The organism is Microbacterium sp. NPDC055521, assembly GCF_053619695.1.
Window position 1 is genome coordinate 106,254 of the sequence record NZ_JBSHJX010000007.1, and the last position, 18,853, is coordinate 125,106.

An 18,853-nucleotide genomic window follows, 5' to 3' on the forward strand; every position below is an offset into this window, starting at 1 on the left:
TCTCTGGGTGCCCGGGGTCTGCAGCGCACGCGCGCGCCACGTGCTGCCTCTCTTCCGGACTAGCGAGCGGATGCTCGCATCACCGTCGGTTCCGGATTTCCACCGGATCGGCGCCTGTCGCCAGGCGTTCGCGGACTGTCACCGCCGGTTCGGATTCACACCGACCCCGGAGCACGTTGATGCTCTGAGTCTAGTCAACGTGCCCCGTGACGATTCATTCCCCGTCCGGGGTGCGTCATTTCAGCAGTCGTGAGAGCCGTCGGTCGGCGAGCACCTTGCCGCCGGTCTGGCAGGTGGGGCAGTACTCCAGCGACCGGTCGGCGAAGAACACGCTGCGCACCGTGTCGCCGCACACCGGGCAGGTCTCGCCGCGTCGGGCGTGCACCTGCATGCCTCGCCGCTTGGCGTCCTTCAGATCCGCCGGCGGCTTGCCGGCCGCCTCGGCGATCGCCTCGCGCAGCGTCTGCTTCATCGCGTCGTACAGCCGGTCGACCTCGGCGTCGTCGAGGTTCGCGGCGGGCGCGTAGGGCGACATCTTCGCCGCGTGCAGGATCTCGTCGCTGTACGCGTTGCCGATGCCGGCGATCAGGCCCTGGTCGCGCAGCAGCCCCTTGATCTGGGTGCGGCGACCGGTGAGCAGGGCGGCGAACGCGTTGCGGGTGAAAGCGGGGTCGAGCGGGTCCGGGCCGAGCCGGGCGATGCCCGGCACCTCGCTCGGGTGACGAGCGACGTGCACCGCGAGCGACTTCTTGGTGCCCGCCTCGGTGAGGTCGAACCCGCTGCCGTCGTCGAGTGCGACCCGCACCGCGATCGGGCTGCGGCCCGGCTTGATGAGGGTGGTCGGCAGCTCGTCGTACCAGCGAAGCCATCCCGCCTTCGCGAGGTGGAAGATGAGGTGCAGATCGTCGCCGAGGACCAGATCGATGAACTTGCCATGCCGCGCAGCGCCGGTGATCCGGGCATCCTGCAGCGCTGTCACCGGCGGATCGAACGTCTTCAGCGCCGCGATCGCCGCCACGCTGACGCGCGTGACCGTGCGCCCCACCGCGCGGGCCGCGAGGAAATCGACCAGTCCCTGTACCTCCGGCATCTCGGGCATGCCGTCATCCTGTCACGCGCGCGGCGGCCGAGGGCGGTTCACAGCACCGGCCACGCGACCGGTGCGCGGTCGTCGGATGCCAGAAGCCCGGCGATCCACCCGTCATCCCGGCCCCGCGGGCTGGTCAGGCTCTGGCGCAGCGTTCCCTCGTAGCGGAAGCCGAGCGAGCGCGCCGTGCGGGCGGAGGCGACGTTGCCGACGACCGCCCGCCAGGCGAGCCGCACCAGCCCGAGCTCGTCGAACCCGAAGTCGATCACGGCTCGTGCCGCCTCGACCATCACACCCTGACCTCGAAAGTCGGCGACGCTCCAGAACCCGATCTCGGCCTCGCCGCCGTGCGTGTGATCGGTGATCCGGTGCAGCCCGATCATGCCGGCCAGCACGCCGTCCTTGCGGATCGCCCATACGGTCTCCACGCGGTCCGCCCACCATGCCGCGACGAGCTCGACGAAGTCGACTGCGTGCTGCCGGGTGTATGGACTCGGCACGGTCGTCCAGCGCGGCACCTCGGGATCCTGACAGGCGGCGGTGATCGCGTCGATGTCGGCTTCGGTCGGGATGCTGAGCACGAGCCGCTCGGTGACCAGGGAGACGGGTTCCATCCGGCAACGTTATCCGCAGCCGGCCCGCGTCGATATCCTGGAACGAGGGGTGCCCGCGGTCGGCGGTGCGCAGAAGGAGGCGGACGTGGCGGTGCAGCACACATCGCCGCGCGGCGTACTCGCGTCGGTGCTCGCCTCGTTGCTGTTCGGCGGGATCTTCTTCCTCGCGGGCGTGCTGAGCTCGTCCGCCGAGGTGGTCTTCGCCTGGCGAGTGCTCGTGACCTTCGCCTGCTATGCGCTCGCGCTGCTGCATCCGCTCGCACGCGAGCAGCTGCGCCTGCTCGGACGACGATTGCGCGCGCGATGGTGGATGCCGCTGCTGCTGATAGGCCTCGCCGCGATCATCGGCTTTCAGCTCTGGCTCTTCATGTGGGCGCCGATGCACGGGCACGCCCTCGACACCTCGCTCGGCTACCTGCTGCTGCCGATCTGCCTCGTGCTCGGCGGGCGCTTCCTGCTGGGTTCCCCGGTGAGCCGGATGCAGTGGCTGGTCGTCTCCCTCGCCGCTGTCGCCGTCGCGGTGAAGATCGCCGCCACCCCGCAGCTGTCGTGGGTGACGCTCGCGATCTGCCTGCCGTACACGGTGTACTTCGTGGTGCGCCAGCGCTTCGGGCTCGACGGCCCGATCGTGTTCGGCGCCGAATCGCTGCTGATGGTGCCGCTCGCGGTGCTCTTCCTCGCCACCGCGGCACCCGGCGTGATCTCGGGCGCCGAGCTGTCGGGCCTGCTCGGCATAGGCCTGGCCAGTGCGGCGGCGATGTCGCTGTACCTCGCGGCGGCGACCCTGCTGCCGCTGCCGGTGTTCGGCCTGCTCAGCTACGTCGAGCCCGTTCTGCTCGTCGGGGTTGCGCTGCTGCTGGGCGAGCGGATGCAGGGCGCGGACGCCCTCGTCTACGTCATCCTCGCCATCGCACTCGCGGTGCTCGCGGTGGAGGGCTTCCGGGGGTCGCGGCGCAGTCGCCGGGGGCGCGGCGACCTGCCGCTGCCGAGCGATCCCGGTGCGCCGGGAGTCGGCGAGCCCGACGCCGACCGTCGCGACTAGAATCGTCCGGTGACTGTTCCGGGGATTCTGCGCGCCTTGGAAGAGGCGAACCTGTACCGTGACGCCCTCAACTGGGCGCAGACCGATGCCGAGATCTCGGCGGTCGACGGGCTCGACGCCCCGATCATCGCGGGGCTGCTGCGCAAGCGCGCATCGTCCGGCAAGCCGGCATCCGCCCTCATCATCACCCCGACCGGTCGCCGCGCCGAATCGGTCGCCGCGGCGCTCGGCGCCTATCTGGGCGACACCGAGATCCTCACCTTCCCGGCGTGGGAGACGCTGCCGCACGAGCGGCTGAGCCCCAGCCCCGACACGGTCGGCAAGCGGCTCGACACGCTGCGCCGCGTCGTCACCTGGACGGGCGAGAAGCCGCTCGTCGTCGTCGCCTCGGTGCGCGCCGCCCTGCAGCCGCTCGCGGCGAACCTCGGCGACGCGGCTCCGCTCGAGCTGCGGGTCGGCGGGCGCGGCATCGAGCTGGAGGATGCGATCGAGCAGCTCGTCGAGCGCGCCTACTCGAGAGTGGACATGGTCTCCCGCCGCGGCGAGTTCGCGGTGCGCGGCGGCATCCTCGATGTCTTCCCGCCCACCGCCGATCACCCGCTGCGCGTCGAGTTCTTCGGCGACGAGGTCGATCAGATCCGCGCCTTCTCGGTCGCCGACCAGCGCTCCCTGCCCGGCGATGTCGACGCGGTCTCCCTCGCCGCCAGCCGTGAGCTGCTGCTCACCGCCGACGTGCGCGAGCGCGCGGGCGAGCTGATCGCCCGGTTCCCGGCGATGTCGGCGATGCTCGAGAAGATGTCGCAGGGCATCCCGGTCGAGGGCATGGAATCGCTGCTGCCCGTCGTCGCGGGTCCCCTCGTGACGCTCGCCGAGTACCTGCCCGAGAGGTCGGCCATCGCGGTCGTCGACCCGGAGCGCGCCAGCTCTCGCGCGCACAACCTCGGCGAGACGAATCGCGAGTTCCTCGAGGCGGCGTGGAGCGCCGCCACGTCAGGCGCATCGGCGCCCATCGATACTTCGACAGGGCTCAGCACAGGTCTCGGAGCCGGCGACTTCATCAGCCTCGCGCGCATGCGAGAGATCGTCCACGAGCGCGACGGCGTGTGGTGGCGGGTGACGCCGTTCGCCACCGACGACGACGCCGCCGAGCACCTGGACTCATCGGTCATCCCGTCATTCCACGGCAACGTCGACGGTGCGATCTCGTTCGTCGAGGCGCGGCTCGGTGAGGGCTGGCGGGTCGTCATCATCTCGTCGGGGCAGGGTCTGGTCGAGCGGGCGCGCGACGTGCTCAGCGACCGCGGCCTCGCCGCGCGCGTCGTCGACGGTCTCGTCGACGAGCCGGAGGGCGGGGTGGCGACCCTGGTCGCAGGCTCGGTCGAGTCGGGTTTCCAGGTGCCGGATGCGCGGATCGCCGTGCTCACCGACAACGAGTTCTACGGCCGCACGATCGGCGGCGACCAGCGCATGGTCAAGAAGCTGGCCTCCCGGCGACGCAACGTCGTCGATCCGCTGCAGCTGAAGCCGGGCGATTTCGTCGTGCACTCCACGCACGGCATCGGGCGCTTCGTCGAGATGACCAAGCGCGAGGTGTCGTCAGGCGGGCGCAACGCCGTCAAGACCACCCGCGAGTACCTCGTGCTGGAGTACGCGCCGGCGAAGCGCGGCTACCCGGGTGACAAGCTGTTCGTGCCCACCGATCAGCTCGACATGCTCTCGAAGTACGTCGGCGGTGAGGCGCCCACCCTGTCGAAGATGGGCGGCAGCGACTGGGCCGCAGCCAAGGGCAAGGCGCGGCGGGCCGTGCGCGACATCGCCGTCGAGCTGGTGAAGCTGTACTCGGCCCGGATGAGCTCGAAGGGTCACGCGTTCGGGCCCGACACCCCCTGGCAGCGCGAGCTGGAGGAGGCGTTCCCGTTCGCCGAGACCCACGACCAGCTGCAGACCATCGAAGAGATCAAGGCCGACATGGAGCGGCCCATCCCGATGGACCGCCTGCTCTCGGGCGACGTCGGCTTCGGCAAGACCGAGGTGGCCGTGCGCGCCGCATTCAAGGCGATCCAGGAGGGCAAGCAGGTCGCGATGCTCGTCCCGACGACCCTGCTCGTCAAGCAGCACTTCGAGACGTTCACCGAGCGCTTCGCCGGGTTCCCGGTGCAGGTGCGTGCGCTCTCGCGGTTCCAGACCGACAAAGAGGCGCGGCTCACCCTGCAGGGACTCCTCGACGGGTCGGTAGACATGGTCATCGGCACGCACCGCATCCTCACCGACCAGGTCATCTTCAAGGACCTGGGGCTGATGATCATCGACGAGGAGCAGCGCTTCGGCGTCGAGCACAAGGACGCGCTGAAGAAGATGAAGACGAACGTCGACATCCTCGCGATGAGCGCCACACCCATCCCGCGCACGCTCGAGATGGCGGTCACGGGCATCCGCGAGATGTCGACGCTGCAGACGCCGCCGGAGGACAGGCATCCGATCCTCTCGTTCGTCGGCCCGCGCAGCGACAAGCAGATCGCCGCGGCGATCCGCCGCGAGATCCTGCGCGAGGGGCAGGTGTTCTTCGTGCACAACCGCGTGCAGTCGATCCAGCGGGTGGCATCCGAGCTCGCCGAGCTGGTGCCCGAGGCCCGGATCGCCGTGGCACACGGGAGGATGGGCGAGCATCAGCTCGAGCAGGTGGTCGACGACTTCTGGGAGCGCAAGTACGACGTGCTCGTCTCGACCACCATCATCGAGACCGGCCTCGACATCGCGAATGCCAACACGATCATCATCGACCGCGCCGACAAGTACGGACTGTCGCAGCTGCACCAGTTGCGCGGGCGGGTCGGCCGCGCTCGCGAGCGGGCATACGCGTACTTCCTCTACGACGAGATGAAGCCGCTGAGCGAGACCGCCGCCGACCGGCTGCAGACCATCGCGGTCAACAACGACCTCGGCTCGGGCATGCAGGTCGCGCTGAAGGATCTCGAGCTGCGCGGCGCGGGCAACCTGCTCGGCGCCGAGCAGGCCGGCCACATCGCCGGCGTCGGGTTCGACCTCTACCTGCGCATGATCGGCGAGGCCGTGGCGACGTTCCGCGGCGAGGACACGAACTCCGAGGTCGAGCTGCGTCTCGAGCTGCCGGTGGATGCCCGCATCCCCGAGCACTACATCGACAGCGAGCGGCTGCGCCTGGAGGCGTATCAGAAGCTGTCGTCGGCGGCTACGGTGTCGGCCGCGGACGATGCGATCGATCTCGTCGTCGAAGAGCTCGTCGACCGGTATGGGGCGTTCCCCGACGAGGTCACCACGCTGGTGACGGTCGCGCGGCTGCGCCGGCGCGCAGCACGAGCCGGGCTGTCGGACGTCGTCGCGATGGGGTCCAACCTGCGCATCGCCCCGGCTCGCTTCGAGGACTCGATGAAGGTGCGCCTGCAGCGGCTGTACCCGAAGGCGAAGCTGGTCGGCGGGGGCGAGGCGCTGGTCGTGCCGATGCCGACGGACTCCGACCTCATCGAATGGGTCGGCAACCTCTTCACCGCGATGTTCCCCGAGCCGGTGAAAGCCGAGTCGGTCAGCGTCTGAGCGGGGCTGGGCTGTCGTGGAGCCGCTCGAGGTGAACGGCGGTCCGCACCAGACTTCTACGCCCGGTAGAATTGGGCCGTGAGCGCCGAGACGATCCAGGCCGAGCGGACTCAGGCCGACCGCGTTCCGAACGACCCCTGGGCGATCGAGGCGTCGCGCCCTCAGGCTCCGCGCCGTCGACCCGATCTCTCCGCGGTGCCGAAGCGGGCGCTGTACGCTCTCGGTCTGCTCGCCGCCGCCCGCGCACTCGGGCTCGTGCTCATCGCCGAGGCCGTCGCCCGCGGGATCGCCGGCCTCGCGGCATCCGGTCTCAGTTTCGACGCCACCCGCAGCATCCTCATCCTCGGCGTCGCCGGAGCGCTGCTGCGGGCCGGCGCGGAATGGGCCACCTCGGTCGTCTCGCGCCGCGTCGCCACCGACGTCAAGCGCGATCTGCGCCGCCGCCTGTGGAGTCGCATCGCGGAGGGCGATCGATCCGGCGGCGGCACCGCCGTGCTCGCCGCCGACGGGCTCGACGATCTCGACGACTACTTCATCCAGTCGCTGCCCGCCCTGATCGGCGCGGCGATCGTGCCGCTGCTGGTGGGCGTGAGGATCCTCGGCGCCGACTGGCTCAGCGCCCTCATCATCGTGATCACCGTGCCACTCGTGCCGCTGTTCATGATCCTGATCGGCAAGCACACCCAGCAGCGCACCGACGCGGCGCTCACCGCGCTCACCCGCCTCGCCGACCACCTCACCGAACTCGCCCGCGGACTGCCCGTGCTCGTGGGTCTGGGCCGCGTCGACGAGCAGACGCGCGCACTCGACGGCATCCAGCGCCGCTACCGGCAGCGCACCGAGGAGACGCTGCGCTGGGCGTTCCTGTCGGCGCTCGCGCTCGAACTCATCGCCACCATCTCGGTGGCCGTGGTGGCCGTGTTCCTCGGCCTGCGACTGCTGAACGGCACCATGGCGCTGGAGCCTGCCCTCATCGCACTCATCCTCGCGCCGGAGTGCTTCACCGCGCTGCGCGACGTCGGCACGGCTTTCCACGCCTCCCAGGATGGACTCTCCGCGCTCGAGCGCGCCAAGGTGATGCTCGGCGCACCGGCCCGCCGTGACGTGCGCGTCGATCCGACGGGCCCGCTGCGCGTCGACGCCCTGACCGTCACCTACCCCGGCCGCCAGGCGCCCGCGCTGCGCGCGGTGACGGCCGAGATATCCGGCATCACGGCGATCACCGGCCCGAGCGGCGGGGGAAAATCGACCCTGCTCGGTGCGCTCGCCGGAGTGCTGCCCGCGGAGGCGGCCGTCTCGGGCTCGGTTCGCGGAGCCGATCCGGATGCCGTGGGCTGGGCGTCCCAGGCGCCGCGCGCCTTCGCCGCGACGCCCCGCGAAGAGCTCGCCCTGTACGGCGCCGGGCCCGACGCCCTCGACGAGCTCGGTCTCGGGCCGCTGGCCGACGCCGCGGTCGCCGAGCTCAGCCCGGGGGAGCAGCGGCGCCTGGCGGTCGCGCGTGCGCTCGCGCGGGTGGATGCCGGCGCCCGCCTGCTCGTGCTCGACGAGCCGACCGCACACCTCGACCCGGTCGCGGCCGACCTCGTGCGTGCCGCCGTGCGGCGCCGCGCCGGGCGCTGCGCGATCGTGCTCGCCAGTCACGAGCCCGAGACCCTGGCGCTCGCCGACCGGTTCGTCCCGGTGAGCGATGCGGCCATCGACGACGTCGGCGTCGGCGCTCGCGAGCTGCGGACGCAGGAGGATTCGCCTTCCGAGGGGCCGGTCGCGCCCGAGCATCCGTCCGACTCGGCCTCGTCGTCGTTCACCTCGCCACCGTCTACGGGCCGGCGCAGCCTCACCCTCGCCTCTCTGCTGCGCCCGCACGCCTGGCTCTGGGCCGCGTCGATGGCGCTCTCCGCCCTCGCCGCCGGGCTCGCAGTCGCCCTCACCGCCGTGTCGGGCTGGCTGATCGTGCGGGCCAGCGTCGAGGAGTACATCATGTACCTCCTCGTCGCGATCGTCGGCGTGCGCGCCTTCGGCATCGGCCGCGCGGCCGGACGCTACGCCGATCGGCTGGTCACGCACCGCGCGACATTCCTCGTGGTGGATGCGCTGCGCCTGCGGCTCTGGCGAGCCATCGCCGCCCGCGGTGCCGGCTCCCGGCGACTGCTCGAGGGCGGAGCCCCGCTCGACTACCTGGTCACCCTCGCCGACGACCTGCGCGATCAGCTGCCGCGCGTGATCCCGCCTCTGGGGGCGGGCGTGCTCGTGATCGCGGGAACCGTCGTCACGGCGGCATTCATCACCCCGCACCTCACCGTGCTGGTCGCCGGCGTGCTGATCGCCGCCGTCGCCATCGCGTCACTGCTTGCCATCGTCAGCGAACGGGGTGCCACCCTCGACCGGGTGCGGGCACGGTCGGGCATCGTGCGCTCGACCGCCGTCCTCGCCGCGGCCGCCGACGACCTGCGCGGCAACGGGATCGCGAACGACGCACTGCGGCAGCTCGACGCGCACGCTGTGCAGCTCGCCGTCGCCGAGAGGCGCGCCGCATGGTCGGCAGGACTCGGCGCGGCCGTCATCACGATCGCCACCACGATGCTCGCCGTGCTCGTTCCGGTGCTCTCGCCCGACCTGCCCGCGGAGTCGGCGTCGGTCGTGGCGCTGCTGTCGCTCGCCCTGCTCGAGCCGCTCGCCGCGCTCGTTGCCGCTGTGCACCGCCTGCCGGCGCTGCACACGCTGCTGCGCCGTCTCGACGTCGTGCTGCGGCCGGCGCCCAGTGCGCAGTGGGGGACGACGACTCCGGATGCCGTGTCCCGCCTCGCCCTCGATTCGGTCACGGTCCGCTATCCGGGCACGCCCGCCCCCGCAGTGGAGAACGTCACCGCCGAGGTCGACCGGGGCCGGTGGCTCGTGCTGGACGGGCCGTCGGGTTCCGGCAAGTCGACACTGCTCTCGGCCGTGATGGGGGCGCTGCCCGTGGCATCCGGAGCGATCACCGCCGACCGGCAGTCGATCGCGACCTTCGACGAGAGCGCCTGGCGGGACAGGGTCGCGTGGTGCCCCCAGGATGCCTACGTCTTCGACTCGACGCTGCGCGGCAATCTGCTGCTCGCCCGCGACCGCGACGACGCACCCGATGACGATGCGCTGCGCGATGTGCTCGCGCAGGCCGGTCTCGCCGAGCTGCTCGGCATCCTCGGCGGCGATCTCGACGCGCGGGTCGGCCCCGGCGGATCTGCGCTGTCGGGCGGCGAGCGTCAGCGGCTCGCCGTCGCGCGGGCCCTGCTCACGCGAGCCGAGATCCTGCTGCTCGATGAGCCCACGGCGCACCTCGACCGGCCGACGGCCGCGGCGATGATGGCCGATGTGCGCCATGCCACCGCCGATCGGATCGTCGTGCTCGTCTCGCACCGCCGCGCCGATCGCCGTCACGGCGACGCCGTCGTGCGGCTCGGGGCCCGCGCGGTGTCCGTGGCCGGGTGAGGTGTCGCGCCTCCCGGTCGGGCCGCACTCATCGAGAACAGGCGAACACGCGGAGGTAGGCCCGATCAGGGCGGACCTCTCCTGTGCTCGGGTGTTCGCCTGCGCTCGCGCGGTGCCAGAGTCGAGCGCGGCCCCCGAGACAGCGCACGTGGCTGTGCGTCAGCCGACGAGCCGGCGGAACCGGTCGCTCACCCGCATCGATCCCGACACGGGCTGATCGGCGCCGGGCACTCCGCTCGCGCCCACCTGCAGGATCGCCCGGGCGAGCACCTCGTCACGCACCTCGCGGCGCGCGTGGTCGTCGGCCAGCATCTCGACGAGAGCGGCCACCTCGACCTCCGCCCGCGCCGCGATCGGGAACCACGGCAGCGCCGACCGCCAGGCGCGGAACGCGAGCAGCAGCAGGTCGTGCCGCTGCTCGACGTGCGCGCGCTCGTGAGCGATCACCGCGACCAGCTCGTCGGGATCCAGGCGGTCGAGCAGCCCCTGCGAGAGCACGGTGACCGATCGCGGCCCGTTCGGCAGGCAGTACGCCATGGGCACCGCCTCGTCGATCACCCGCGTGCGTGCGCGGGTGGGATGCGGCGAGGTGAGCATCTCGAGCAGCGCGAGGTGACGGTGGCGCTGCTTCGTCACCTGCACGATCGTCGCGCCGAGATGGACGAGCAGATAGATGGTGAACAGGACGGCGGCCGTCGGTGCGAGCCACGGATGCCGGGGCAGTGCGGCGTAACCGGTCAGAGCGAGCGCCGCGATCATCGACAGCCCGCCGGCCAGGCCGATCGCCTGCCAAAGCAGCAGCGCCATCACGGGGGCGCGCATCGGCCACGATGCGAGTGACAGTGCGACAGGCACCGGCCACGCGAGCGCGATCGAGACCAGACCCAGCGCGATCGCGCCGAAGATGACGACCCCGTGCGGGATGACCAGGGCGCCGCTCTGCGCGGCGTCGGCCACGACCGTCAGCATTCGGTCAGCCTGATCGGCCGAGCAGCTGACGCAGCACGGCGGCATCCTCGGGCGACACTCCGCCGACGAAGCGCTTGAGCACGGCGGCGCGATCGCCGGCGTCGCCGAGCACCGAGTGCATGAGCTCCGCGACGTGGTCGGTCCGAGAGGCGACGGCGGTGTACCGGTGCGGACGGGCCGAGCGGTCGGACGCGACGAAGCCCTTCTTCTCCAGGCGCGACAGCACGGTCAGCAGCGTGGTGACCGCCAGCGCTCGACCGTCGGTCTCGAGCTGGCTCTGCACGTCGTATGCGCTGAGCGCCCGATCGGCATCCCAGATGGCATCCATCACGGCGCGTTCGAGTTCTCCGAGCGTTCCCATGAGCGCATCCCTCCTTCACGCATTTTGTCCGGCCCTCCGATTCTACTCCCTGTCGAAGATGTTCTATCGTGTGTCGAAGAAGTTCTACGAAGCGTAGAATAGTTGTGGCGGACGACCGCCATCCCCCTCGCGAACGGAGAAACCGAGTGGACGTTCTCGACATCGCCCGCTGGCAGTTCGGCATCACCACCGTCTACCACTTCCTGATGGTGCCGCTCACTCTCGGCCTCGGCATGATGGTGGCGATCATGCAGACGCGGTGGGTGCGCACCGGGGACGAGAAGTTCCTGCGGATGACGAAGTTCTGGGGCAAGGTCTACCTGATCAACTTCATCGTCGGAGTCGCCACCGGGCTCGTGCAGGAGTTCCAGTTCGGCATGGCCTGGAGCGAATACTCCCGCTTCGTCGGCGACGTGTTCGGCGCACCGCTGGCAATGGAGGGGCTGCTCGCGTTCTTCGTCGAGTCGACCTTCCTCGGCATCTGGATCTTCGGCTGGGGCCGCCTGCGCAAGGGGCTGCACCTCGCGGCGCTCTGGTGCGCCGTGATCGGATCATGGATCTCGGCCTTCTTCATCATCGTCGCGAACTCGTGGATGCAGCACCCGGTCGGCGTCGAACTCGGCGCTGACGGGCGACCCGTGATGACAGACGTGTGGGCCGTGCTCACCAACAACACCGCGATCGCCGCCTACACCCACACGATCTTCGGCGCTCTCGTCGTGGCGGGCATGTTCCTTCTCGGCATCTCGTGGTACCACCTGTGGCGACGCCGCCACGACGGCATCGACTCGGTCGACGAGACCGGTCGCGTGATCATCGGACAGGCGGATGCCGTGCCCGGGCGTGACAAGAAGGACCACGGCGTCTGGATCTGGTCGCTTCGCTTCGGCGCGATCGTGGCCATCGCCGGGTTCCTCGGCACCGTGGCATCCGGCGACATCCAGGGCAAGCTGATGTACGAGCAGCAGCCGATGAAGATGGCGGCGGCGGAAGCCGCCTGCCACACCGGCTCGTCGTTCTCGGTGCTCTCGCTCGGCGACCCGGGGTCGAAGGACTGTGCCGACGTGATCACCCTCATCGAGATCCCCGGCGTGCTCGGCTTCCTCGGCACGGGGGAGTGGGGCGCCGACATGCCCGGCATCAAGGACCTCGAGCCTGAGTACGTCGACCAGTACGGCAAGACGATCCCCGACAACGCGCTCTACGGCGACATGGCCGGCACCGAGGTGCACTACGTGCCCGTGATGTGGGTCACCTACTGGGGCTTCCGGCTGATGATCGGCCTCGGCGGTGTCGTCGCCTTCGGCGGGGCGGTCGCGCTGTGGCTGACCCGCAAGGGCACCGTGCCGAGCTCGCCGTGGATCATGCGCCTCGCGCTGCTGGGCATCGTGGCGCCGTTCGCCGCGAACATCGCCGGCTGGATCTTCACCGAGCTCGGGCGCCAGCCCTTCGTCGTCGCGCCGAACCCCGACGCGACCGGCATCGACGGGGTCTTCATGTTCACCGCGGCAGCCGTCTCACCCGGCGTCACCGCCGGCGAGATGCTCTTCTCGGTCATCACCCTCACCGCGGTGTACGGCGTGATGCTCGTGATCGAGCTCTACCTGATGGTGAAGTACGTGCGCGGCGGCGTGGCCGCCTCGATGCCCGAACTCGCCGCATCCGGGCATCCGGACGACGGCGACGACACCCGACCCGACCCCGACCGACGCGACGACGTGCTCGCCTTCGCATACTGACCGGCCCGAGAGGAACTGAGGAAATGGAACCGCTTCCCGTCGTCTGGTTCATCGCGATCGCCGTGCTGTGGATCGGCTACCTGCTGCTCGAGGGCTTCGACCTCGGCGTGGGCATGCACATGGCCTTCTCCACCCGATCCGAGCGCGACCGCCGCGTCATGCTCAACACCATCGGCCCGGTCTGGGACGGCAACGAGGTATGGCTGATCACCGCGGGGGCGGCGATGTTCGCCGCGTTCCCCGCCTGGTACGCATCGCTGTTCTCGACCCTCTACGTGCCGCTGACGATCACCCTGGTCGGGCTGATCGTGCGAGCCGTCGGCATCGAGTACCGCGGCAAGGTGCACACCGAGCGCTGGCGCACCGCCTGGACGTGGATGATCGGACTCGGCTCGCTCATCGTCGCGTTCTGCATCGGCGCCGCGCTGGCCCTGACCTCGACCGGCCTGCCCATCGACGCCAACGGCGACCGCGTCGGTGGTCCGTTCGTCTGGCTGACGATCCCCGCCGTGCTCGGCGGTCTCGCCGTGGTCGGCTTCGCGCTGCTGCACTCGGCGACCTTCCTCGGTCTCAAGGCCGACGGTCCGGTGCGCGAGCGGGCCGGGCGTTTCGCCGCCCGCTGGGCGCCGCTGTGCATCGCTCCCGCCGCGGTATGGGCGATCTGGGTGCAGCTCGTGCACGGCGGCCCCGTGTTCGCCTGGACGCTCATCGTCTTCGCCGTGCTCGCCGCGGTCTACGGATGGCGTGCCGCACTGCGGCGCTTCGAGGGCCGTGCGTTCATCGGCTTCGCCGGGTTCGGTCTGTTCGGCGCCGGGGCGATCTTCGCCGGCATGTTCCCGCTGCTGCTGCCGTCGACGGTGGATGCCGCGTTCGACCTCACCGTGTGGAACGCCGCCAACGGACCGTACACACTCGGCGTGATGACCGTCGTCGCCGCGGTGTCGCTGCCGGTGATCCTGCTCTACCAGGCGTGGAGCTACTGGATCTTCCGCAAGCGGGTGACGCCGGGGATGATCCCGGAGGTGCACATCGTGCTGCCGGCGGTGCTGCGCGCCCGGTGACGCGCAGGGCTAGTCTGGCCGCATGATGTACGAGCACCTCGGGGCTCGGCCCCGCATCCACGACACCGCCGTCGTGGCGCCGACCGCTGTGATCTCGGGCGACGTCGAGATCGGCCCGAGCTGTCAGGTGCTGCACGGGGCGGTGATCACCGCCGAGGGCGGGCCGATCACCCTCGGCGAGCACGTGATCGTGATGGAGAACGCCCTCATCCGTGCCACCGCCGCCAACGCGGTGCACATCGGCGATCACACCCTGGTCGGCACGCTCGCCAGCATCGCGGGGGCGACGGTCGGTGAGGAGGTGTTCCTGGCATCCGGAGCCCGCATCTTCAACGGCGCGATCGTCGGCCCGCGCTGCGAGGTGCGCGTCAACGCGATCGTCCAGCGCCGCGCGGTGCTGCCCGAGGGCAGCGCGGTTCCGATCGGCTGGGTCGCGGTCGGCGATCCCGTGCAGCTGTTCTCACCCGACCGCGCCGACGAGATCGCCGCCGCGATGCCCGCCCTGGACTTTCCCGGCCATGTCTTCGGCGTCGACCGCGACACCCCCGACCTGATGGTGCAGCTCACCGAGCGCTACGCGAGCTCGCTCGCCCGCCACGCAGCCGACCGCCTGCTCTGACACCTTCGCCACCCAGCCCCAGAACGCGAGAAACCACTTCCTGCGTGAGAGACCGCCCCAGGCGTGGTCTCGTGCAGAAGGTGGTTTCTCAGCGAAGGACAGCGATGCGTCGGGTCAGATGACGCCCTGCGCGAGCATGGCATCCGCGACCCGCTCGAAGCCGGCGATGTTGGCGCCCGCGACGTAGTCGCCGGGGGTGCCGTAGCGCTCGGCGGCGCGGAACGACGCGTCGTGGATGTCGGCCATGATGTCGCGCAGCTTCTGCTCGCTGTTCGCGAAGTTCCAGCGCTGGCGCGACGCGTTCTGGCTCATCTCGAGAGCGGATGTCGCCACTCCGCCGGCGTTCGCCGCCTTGCCCGGCGCGAAAAGCACCTCGGAGTCCTGGAAGGCGCCGACGGCCTCGGGGGTCGACGGCATGTTCGCACCCTCGGCGACCGCGCGCACGCCGTTGGCGATGAGCATGCGGGCCGAGTCCTCGTTCAGCTCGTTCTGCGTCGCCGACGGCACCGCGATGTCGACCGGGGTCTCCCAGACGTTGCCGCCCTCGACGAACCGGGCGCCGGGGCGACGGTTCGCGTACTCGACGATGCGACCGCGCTCGACCTCCTTGATCTGACGCAGCAGTGCGAGGTCGATGCCGGCGTCATCGACGATGTAGCCGGAGGAGTCGGATGCCGTGACCGCGCGCGCCCCGAGCTGGGTGGCCTTCTCGATCGCGTAGATCGCGACGTTGCCCGAGCCCGAGACCGCGACGCGCTTGCCCTCGAGGCTCTCGCCGTGCACGGCGAGCATCTCCTGCACGAAGAACACCGCGCCGTAGCCGGTCGCCTCGGTGCGCACCTGAGCTCCGCCCCAGCCGATGCCCTTGCCGGTGAGGATGCCCGACTCGTGGCGGTTCGTGATCTTGCGGTACATGCCGAACATGTAGCCGATCTCGCGACCGCCGACGCCGATGTCGCCGGCGGGGACGTCGGTGTGCTCGCCGATGTGCCGGAACAGCTCGCTCATGAACGACTGGCAGAAGCGCATGACCTCGGCCTCGCTCCGGCCGTGCGGGTCGAAGTTCGAGCCGCCCTTGCCGCCGCCGATGCCCTGCCCGGTGAGCGCGTTCTTGAAGATCTGCTCGAAGCCGAGAAACTTGATGATCGAGATGTTCACCGAGGGGTGGAAGCGCAGGCCGCCCTTGTACGGGCCGAGTGCCGAGTTGTACTGCACCCGGTAGCCGCGGTTGACCTGCAGCCTGCCCGCGTCGTCCGTCCACGGCACCCGGAAGATGACCTGCCGCTCGGGCTCGACGAGCCGCTCGAGCACGCCCTGCTCGAGGTACTTCGGGTGGCGCTCGAGGACGGGGCCGATAGAGTGCAGAACCTCGTGCACCGCCTGGTGGAACTCCGGCTCGTTCGGGTTGAGAGCCCGCACCGTGTCGAACACGGGCTGCGCGGCGGCGCTGAGCGGGTGGAAGTCGGTGGTGTCTGTCACGCGGGAAGCTTTCTGCTGGGGGATCAGGGGCGCGATCGTGTCGCGTGATGCTTCACCGGATCAGGCAGGGTCTCACTGTAGCGTGCGAGCCGTGCCTGCTCCGACGATGAGTCGGTCGGGATGCTATCAGCCGGTGTTCTGCAGCCCGGCGGCGACTCCACTGACCGAAAGCAGCAGCAGGCGCTGCAGATCGGGGTCGGTCTCGCCCTGGATCTCGGAGCGCAGCGCGCGCAGGGCACGCAGCTGCAGCAGCGACAGCGCGTCGACGTACGGGGTGCGCAGCTGCACAGCGCGCTGCAGCACCGGCTTGTTGCCGAGCAGCTGGTCTCCGCCGGTGAGCCGGATCACCCAGTCGCGGGTGAGTGCGAGCTCGTCGAGCACGATCTTCGCGAGGTCGTCCCGGTCGCCGAGCGAGAGGTACTCGCGAGCGATGCGCTCGTCGGTCTTCGCCAGGCTCATCGCGACGTTGTCGATCATGGTGCGCAGCAGCGGCCAATCCCGGTACGCCTCGATCAGCCGTGCCTCGTCGCCGACGGCATCCAGAGCCGTGCCCAGACCGAACCAGCCGGCGAGGTTGATCCGCGCCTGCGTCCAGGCGAACACCCACGGAATCGCGCGCAGGTCTTCGAGCGACTCGACCGAGAGACCGCGACGCGCCGGGCGCGAGCCGAGCGCGAGCAGACCGATCTCCTCCATCGGCGTGACGGTCGCGAACCACGGCGCGAACCCCTCGGCGGCGACGAGCGAGAAGAACCGCTCGCGCGACGCGGCGTCCATCGTCTGGGCGACGTCGGCGAACCGCTCGGCAGCCCCACTGGTGCGCTGCTCGACCGTGGGGGAGGAGGCGAGCAGCGTGGCCGCGGCCACCTGGTCGATGTGGCGCATCGCGATCGCCGGCTCTCCGTAGCGGGCGAAGATCACCTCGCCCTGCTCGGTGAGCTTGAAGCGGCCGTCGACCGAATGCGGCGGCTGTGCAAGGATCGCCGAGTTGGCAGGGCCGCCGCCGCGGCCGAGCGCGCCGCCGCGACCGTGGAACAGGGTGAGCCGGATGCCGGATTCCTTGGCCCACAGGGCGATCTGACGCTGCGCCTCGTAGAGGGCGAGGTTCGCGGCCACCGGCCCGACGTCCTTCGACGAGTCGGAGTAGCCGAGCATGACCTCGAGCCGGTCGCCGGTGGCGTCGAGGCGGGCGCGGAACTCAGGGAACTGCACGACCTCGGCGAGGATCGCAGGCGCCGCCTGCAGGTCGGCGAAGGTCTCGAACAGCGGGACGACGTCGAGCACCGGAGCGTCCTCGCCCAGCGCGTATGTCGCGAGGCGGTGCACGTTGGCGAGGTCCTGCGCGGACTGCGTGAACGAGACGACGTAGCGGCCGGCGGCGCGCAGGCCGTAGCGGCGCTGGATGTCGGCGACCGCGCGGAACACATCGAGCACCTCCTCGGTCTGCGCGCTGAGCTCCCCGCCCGCGTCGAGCTCTTCGAGCGCCTGACGGTGCACCTTCGAGTGCTGGCGCACCTCGAGCTCGGTGAGGTGGAATCCGTAGGTCTCCACCTGCCAGATCAGGTGCTGCAGGCCGCCGAACGCGTGGCGGCGCGCACCGGCATCCGCCAGCGACGACTGCACCGCACGCAGGTCGGCGAGCAGCTCCTCGGGCGCGCCGTAGGCGCCGCCCTGCTCAGTGCGGGTCGCGTGCACGCGGTGCACGACCGCGAGCATCACCCGGCGGTGCGGTTCCGACGGCGAGCGTGTGGCGATGTCATCCGCCAGTTCCGGATGCCCGTCGGAGAAGCGCTGCCAGATCGCGTTGACCTCTTCGCTCGGCGGGGTGTCGTCGGCGTCAAGGGTGAGTGCGCGGCCGATCCGATCGAGGGCGCGCTCGAGTCCGCGCAGCACGTGCTCGGACGCGATCTGCGCGGCCTCCCTGGTCACCGCCGCCGTGACGAACGGGTTGCCGTCGCGGTCGCCGCCGACCCACGAGCCGACCCGCACGAACGCGGGGACGACGGGCGCGCTCGCGCCGGACTCGTCGCCGCGCAGCGCGTCGTCGATGCGACGGTACACGTGCGGCACGGTGCTGAACAGAGTCTCGTCGAAGACGCCCATCACCGTGCGCACCTCGTCGGTCGGGCTGGGCTTCTGCGCGCGCAGCGGAGCGGTGCGCCAGAGCGTGTCGATCTCCTCGAGCATCCGCCGCCGGGCTCGGCGCGCGTCGGCGCCGCCCTCGCTCGCGGCGTCGTGCTCGGTCAGCAGGTCGGAGAGGCGGCGGATGCTGCCCGACACCGCGCGGCGGCGCGCCTCGGTCGGGTGAGCGGTGAACACCGGGTGGAAGCGCAGCTCGGCGAGACGCTCGCGAGCGGCATCCTCCCCGATCTCCTGCGTCAGCTGCGCGAAAGCGGTCGCGACCGTGTCGGCCTCCCCCTCGCGAGGCTGGCCGGACCGTTCCCGCAGGATGCGCACGCGCTGGTGCTCCTCTGCGAGATTGACGAGGTGGAAGTAGCAGGTGAAGGCCCGCGCGACCTCATCGGCACGCTCGATCGTGAACGAGTCGGCGATCTCGGCGGCGCGGGTGAACGCCGCTCCGTCGCTGTCGATGTCGGACGCCTGGATCGTCGCCAGGCGCAGTCGCTCGACATCTTCGAAGAGCCCGGCGCTGCCCGACTCGCGCAGCACCTGCCCGAGCAGGCCGCCGAGCATCCGCACATCCGCGCGCATCGCGTCGGGAATGCCGTGGGAGGCTTCGAATCGGGTGATGACGCGGATGGCTTCGGTGTTCGTGGGCTCGAGCGACATGTCTCGAGCGTAAACCGCCCGAACGAGGCATCCGTCCCCTGTGACAGAGTGGTGGGG

At 70.6% G+C, this 18,853-nt stretch carries 12 protein-coding genes and 1 riboswitch; of the genes, 6 read left to right on the forward strand and 6 right to left on the reverse strand.

The annotated features are described in order from the left end of the window. Positions 1–36: 36 nt before the first annotated feature. Positions 37–179, reverse strand: a riboswitch (FMN riboswitch). Positions 180–235: 56 nt separating this feature from the next. Further along, positions 236–1,099, reverse strand: coding sequence for an Fpg/Nei family DNA glycosylase (locus tag ACWGSM_RS08985; protein ID WP_452322569.1), 864 nt, complete (start codon positions 1,097–1,099; stop codon positions 236–238). A 38-nt stretch (positions 1,100–1,137) separates the two neighbouring features. Continuing rightward, positions 1,138–1,701, reverse strand: coding sequence for a GNAT family N-acetyltransferase (locus tag ACWGSM_RS08990; RefSeq protein ID WP_452322570.1), 564 nt, complete (start codon positions 1,699–1,701; stop codon positions 1,138–1,140). 85 nt (positions 1,702–1,786) lie between these two features. Here ACWGSM_RS08990 and rarD point away from each other — a divergent pair, with 85 nt between their 5' ends. The 3 genes from rarD to cydC all read left to right on the forward strand — a co-directional run bounded on the left by rarD (position 1,787) and on the right by cydC (position 9,778). Further along, complete coding sequence (rarD, locus tag ACWGSM_RS08995; protein WP_452322571.1) at positions 1,787–2,743, forward strand: EamA family transporter RarD; 957 nt, start codon at positions 1,787–1,789, stop codon at positions 2,741–2,743. Positions 2,744–2,752: 9 nt separating this feature from the next. Beyond that, positions 2,753–6,313 carry a transcription-repair coupling factor gene (gene mfd, locus ACWGSM_RS09000; RefSeq protein WP_452322572.1) on the forward strand — a complete coding sequence of 1,187 codons (3,561 nt, stop codon included), beginning with the start codon at positions 2,753–2,755 and terminating at the stop codon, positions 6,311–6,313. A 78-nt stretch (positions 6,314–6,391) separates the two neighbouring features. Then, positions 6,392–9,778 carry a thiol reductant ABC exporter subunit CydC gene (gene cydC / locus ACWGSM_RS09005; RefSeq protein WP_452322573.1) on the forward strand — a complete coding sequence of 1,129 codons (3,387 nt, stop codon included), beginning with the start codon at positions 6,392–6,394 and terminating at the stop codon, positions 9,776–9,778. 159 nt (positions 9,779–9,937) lie between these two features. Here cydC and ACWGSM_RS09010 read toward each other — a convergent pair whose 3' ends face one another. Together ACWGSM_RS09010 and ACWGSM_RS09015 are read right to left on the reverse strand one after the other, a co-directional pair. Further along, the gene (locus ACWGSM_RS09010; protein WP_452322574.1) at positions 9,938–10,747 is read right to left on the reverse strand and encodes a M56 family metallopeptidase; all 810 of its coding nucleotides are present in this window, start codon (positions 10,745–10,747) and stop codon (positions 9,938–9,940) included. 4 nt (positions 10,748–10,751) lie between these two features. After that, complete coding sequence (locus ACWGSM_RS09015; RefSeq protein ID WP_452322575.1) at positions 10,752–11,108, reverse strand: BlaI/MecI/CopY family transcriptional regulator; 357 nt, start codon at positions 11,106–11,108, stop codon at positions 10,752–10,754. Between the two features lie 146 nt (positions 11,109–11,254). Here ACWGSM_RS09015 and ACWGSM_RS09020 point away from each other — a divergent pair, with 146 nt between their 5' ends. From ACWGSM_RS09020 to ACWGSM_RS09030, 3 genes are read left to right on the forward strand one after another with little or no spacing between them, the layout of a single operon-like run. Next, positions 11,255–12,847: a cytochrome ubiquinol oxidase subunit I gene (locus ACWGSM_RS09020; protein ID WP_452322576.1), complete on the forward strand. Its 1,593-nt coding sequence runs from the start codon at positions 11,255–11,257 to the stop codon at positions 12,845–12,847. Between the two features lie 23 nt (positions 12,848–12,870). Continuing rightward, the gene (gene cydB, locus ACWGSM_RS09025; protein WP_452322577.1) at positions 12,871–13,908 is read left to right on the forward strand and encodes a cytochrome d ubiquinol oxidase subunit II; all 1,038 of its coding nucleotides are present in this window, start codon (positions 12,871–12,873) and stop codon (positions 13,906–13,908) included. Between the two features lie 22 nt (positions 13,909–13,930). Then, on the forward strand, positions 13,931–14,527 hold the full coding sequence (locus ACWGSM_RS09030; RefSeq protein ID WP_452322578.1) for a gamma carbonic anhydrase family protein: 597 nt from the start codon (positions 13,931–13,933) through the stop codon (positions 14,525–14,527). A gap of 114 nt (positions 14,528–14,641) precedes the next feature. Here ACWGSM_RS09030 and gdhA read toward each other — a convergent pair whose 3' ends face one another. Together gdhA and ACWGSM_RS09040 are read right to left on the reverse strand one after the other, a co-directional pair. Further along, positions 14,642–16,006: an NADP-specific glutamate dehydrogenase gene (gene gdhA, locus ACWGSM_RS09035; protein ID WP_452322579.1), complete on the reverse strand. Its 1,365-nt coding sequence runs from the start codon at positions 16,004–16,006 to the stop codon at positions 14,642–14,644. A gap of 126 nt (positions 16,007–16,132) precedes the next feature. Further along, positions 16,133–18,796: a phosphoenolpyruvate carboxylase gene (locus tag ACWGSM_RS09040; protein WP_452322580.1), complete on the reverse strand. Its 2,664-nt coding sequence runs from the start codon at positions 18,794–18,796 to the stop codon at positions 16,133–16,135. Between the last annotated feature and the right edge of the window lie 57 nt (positions 18,797–18,853).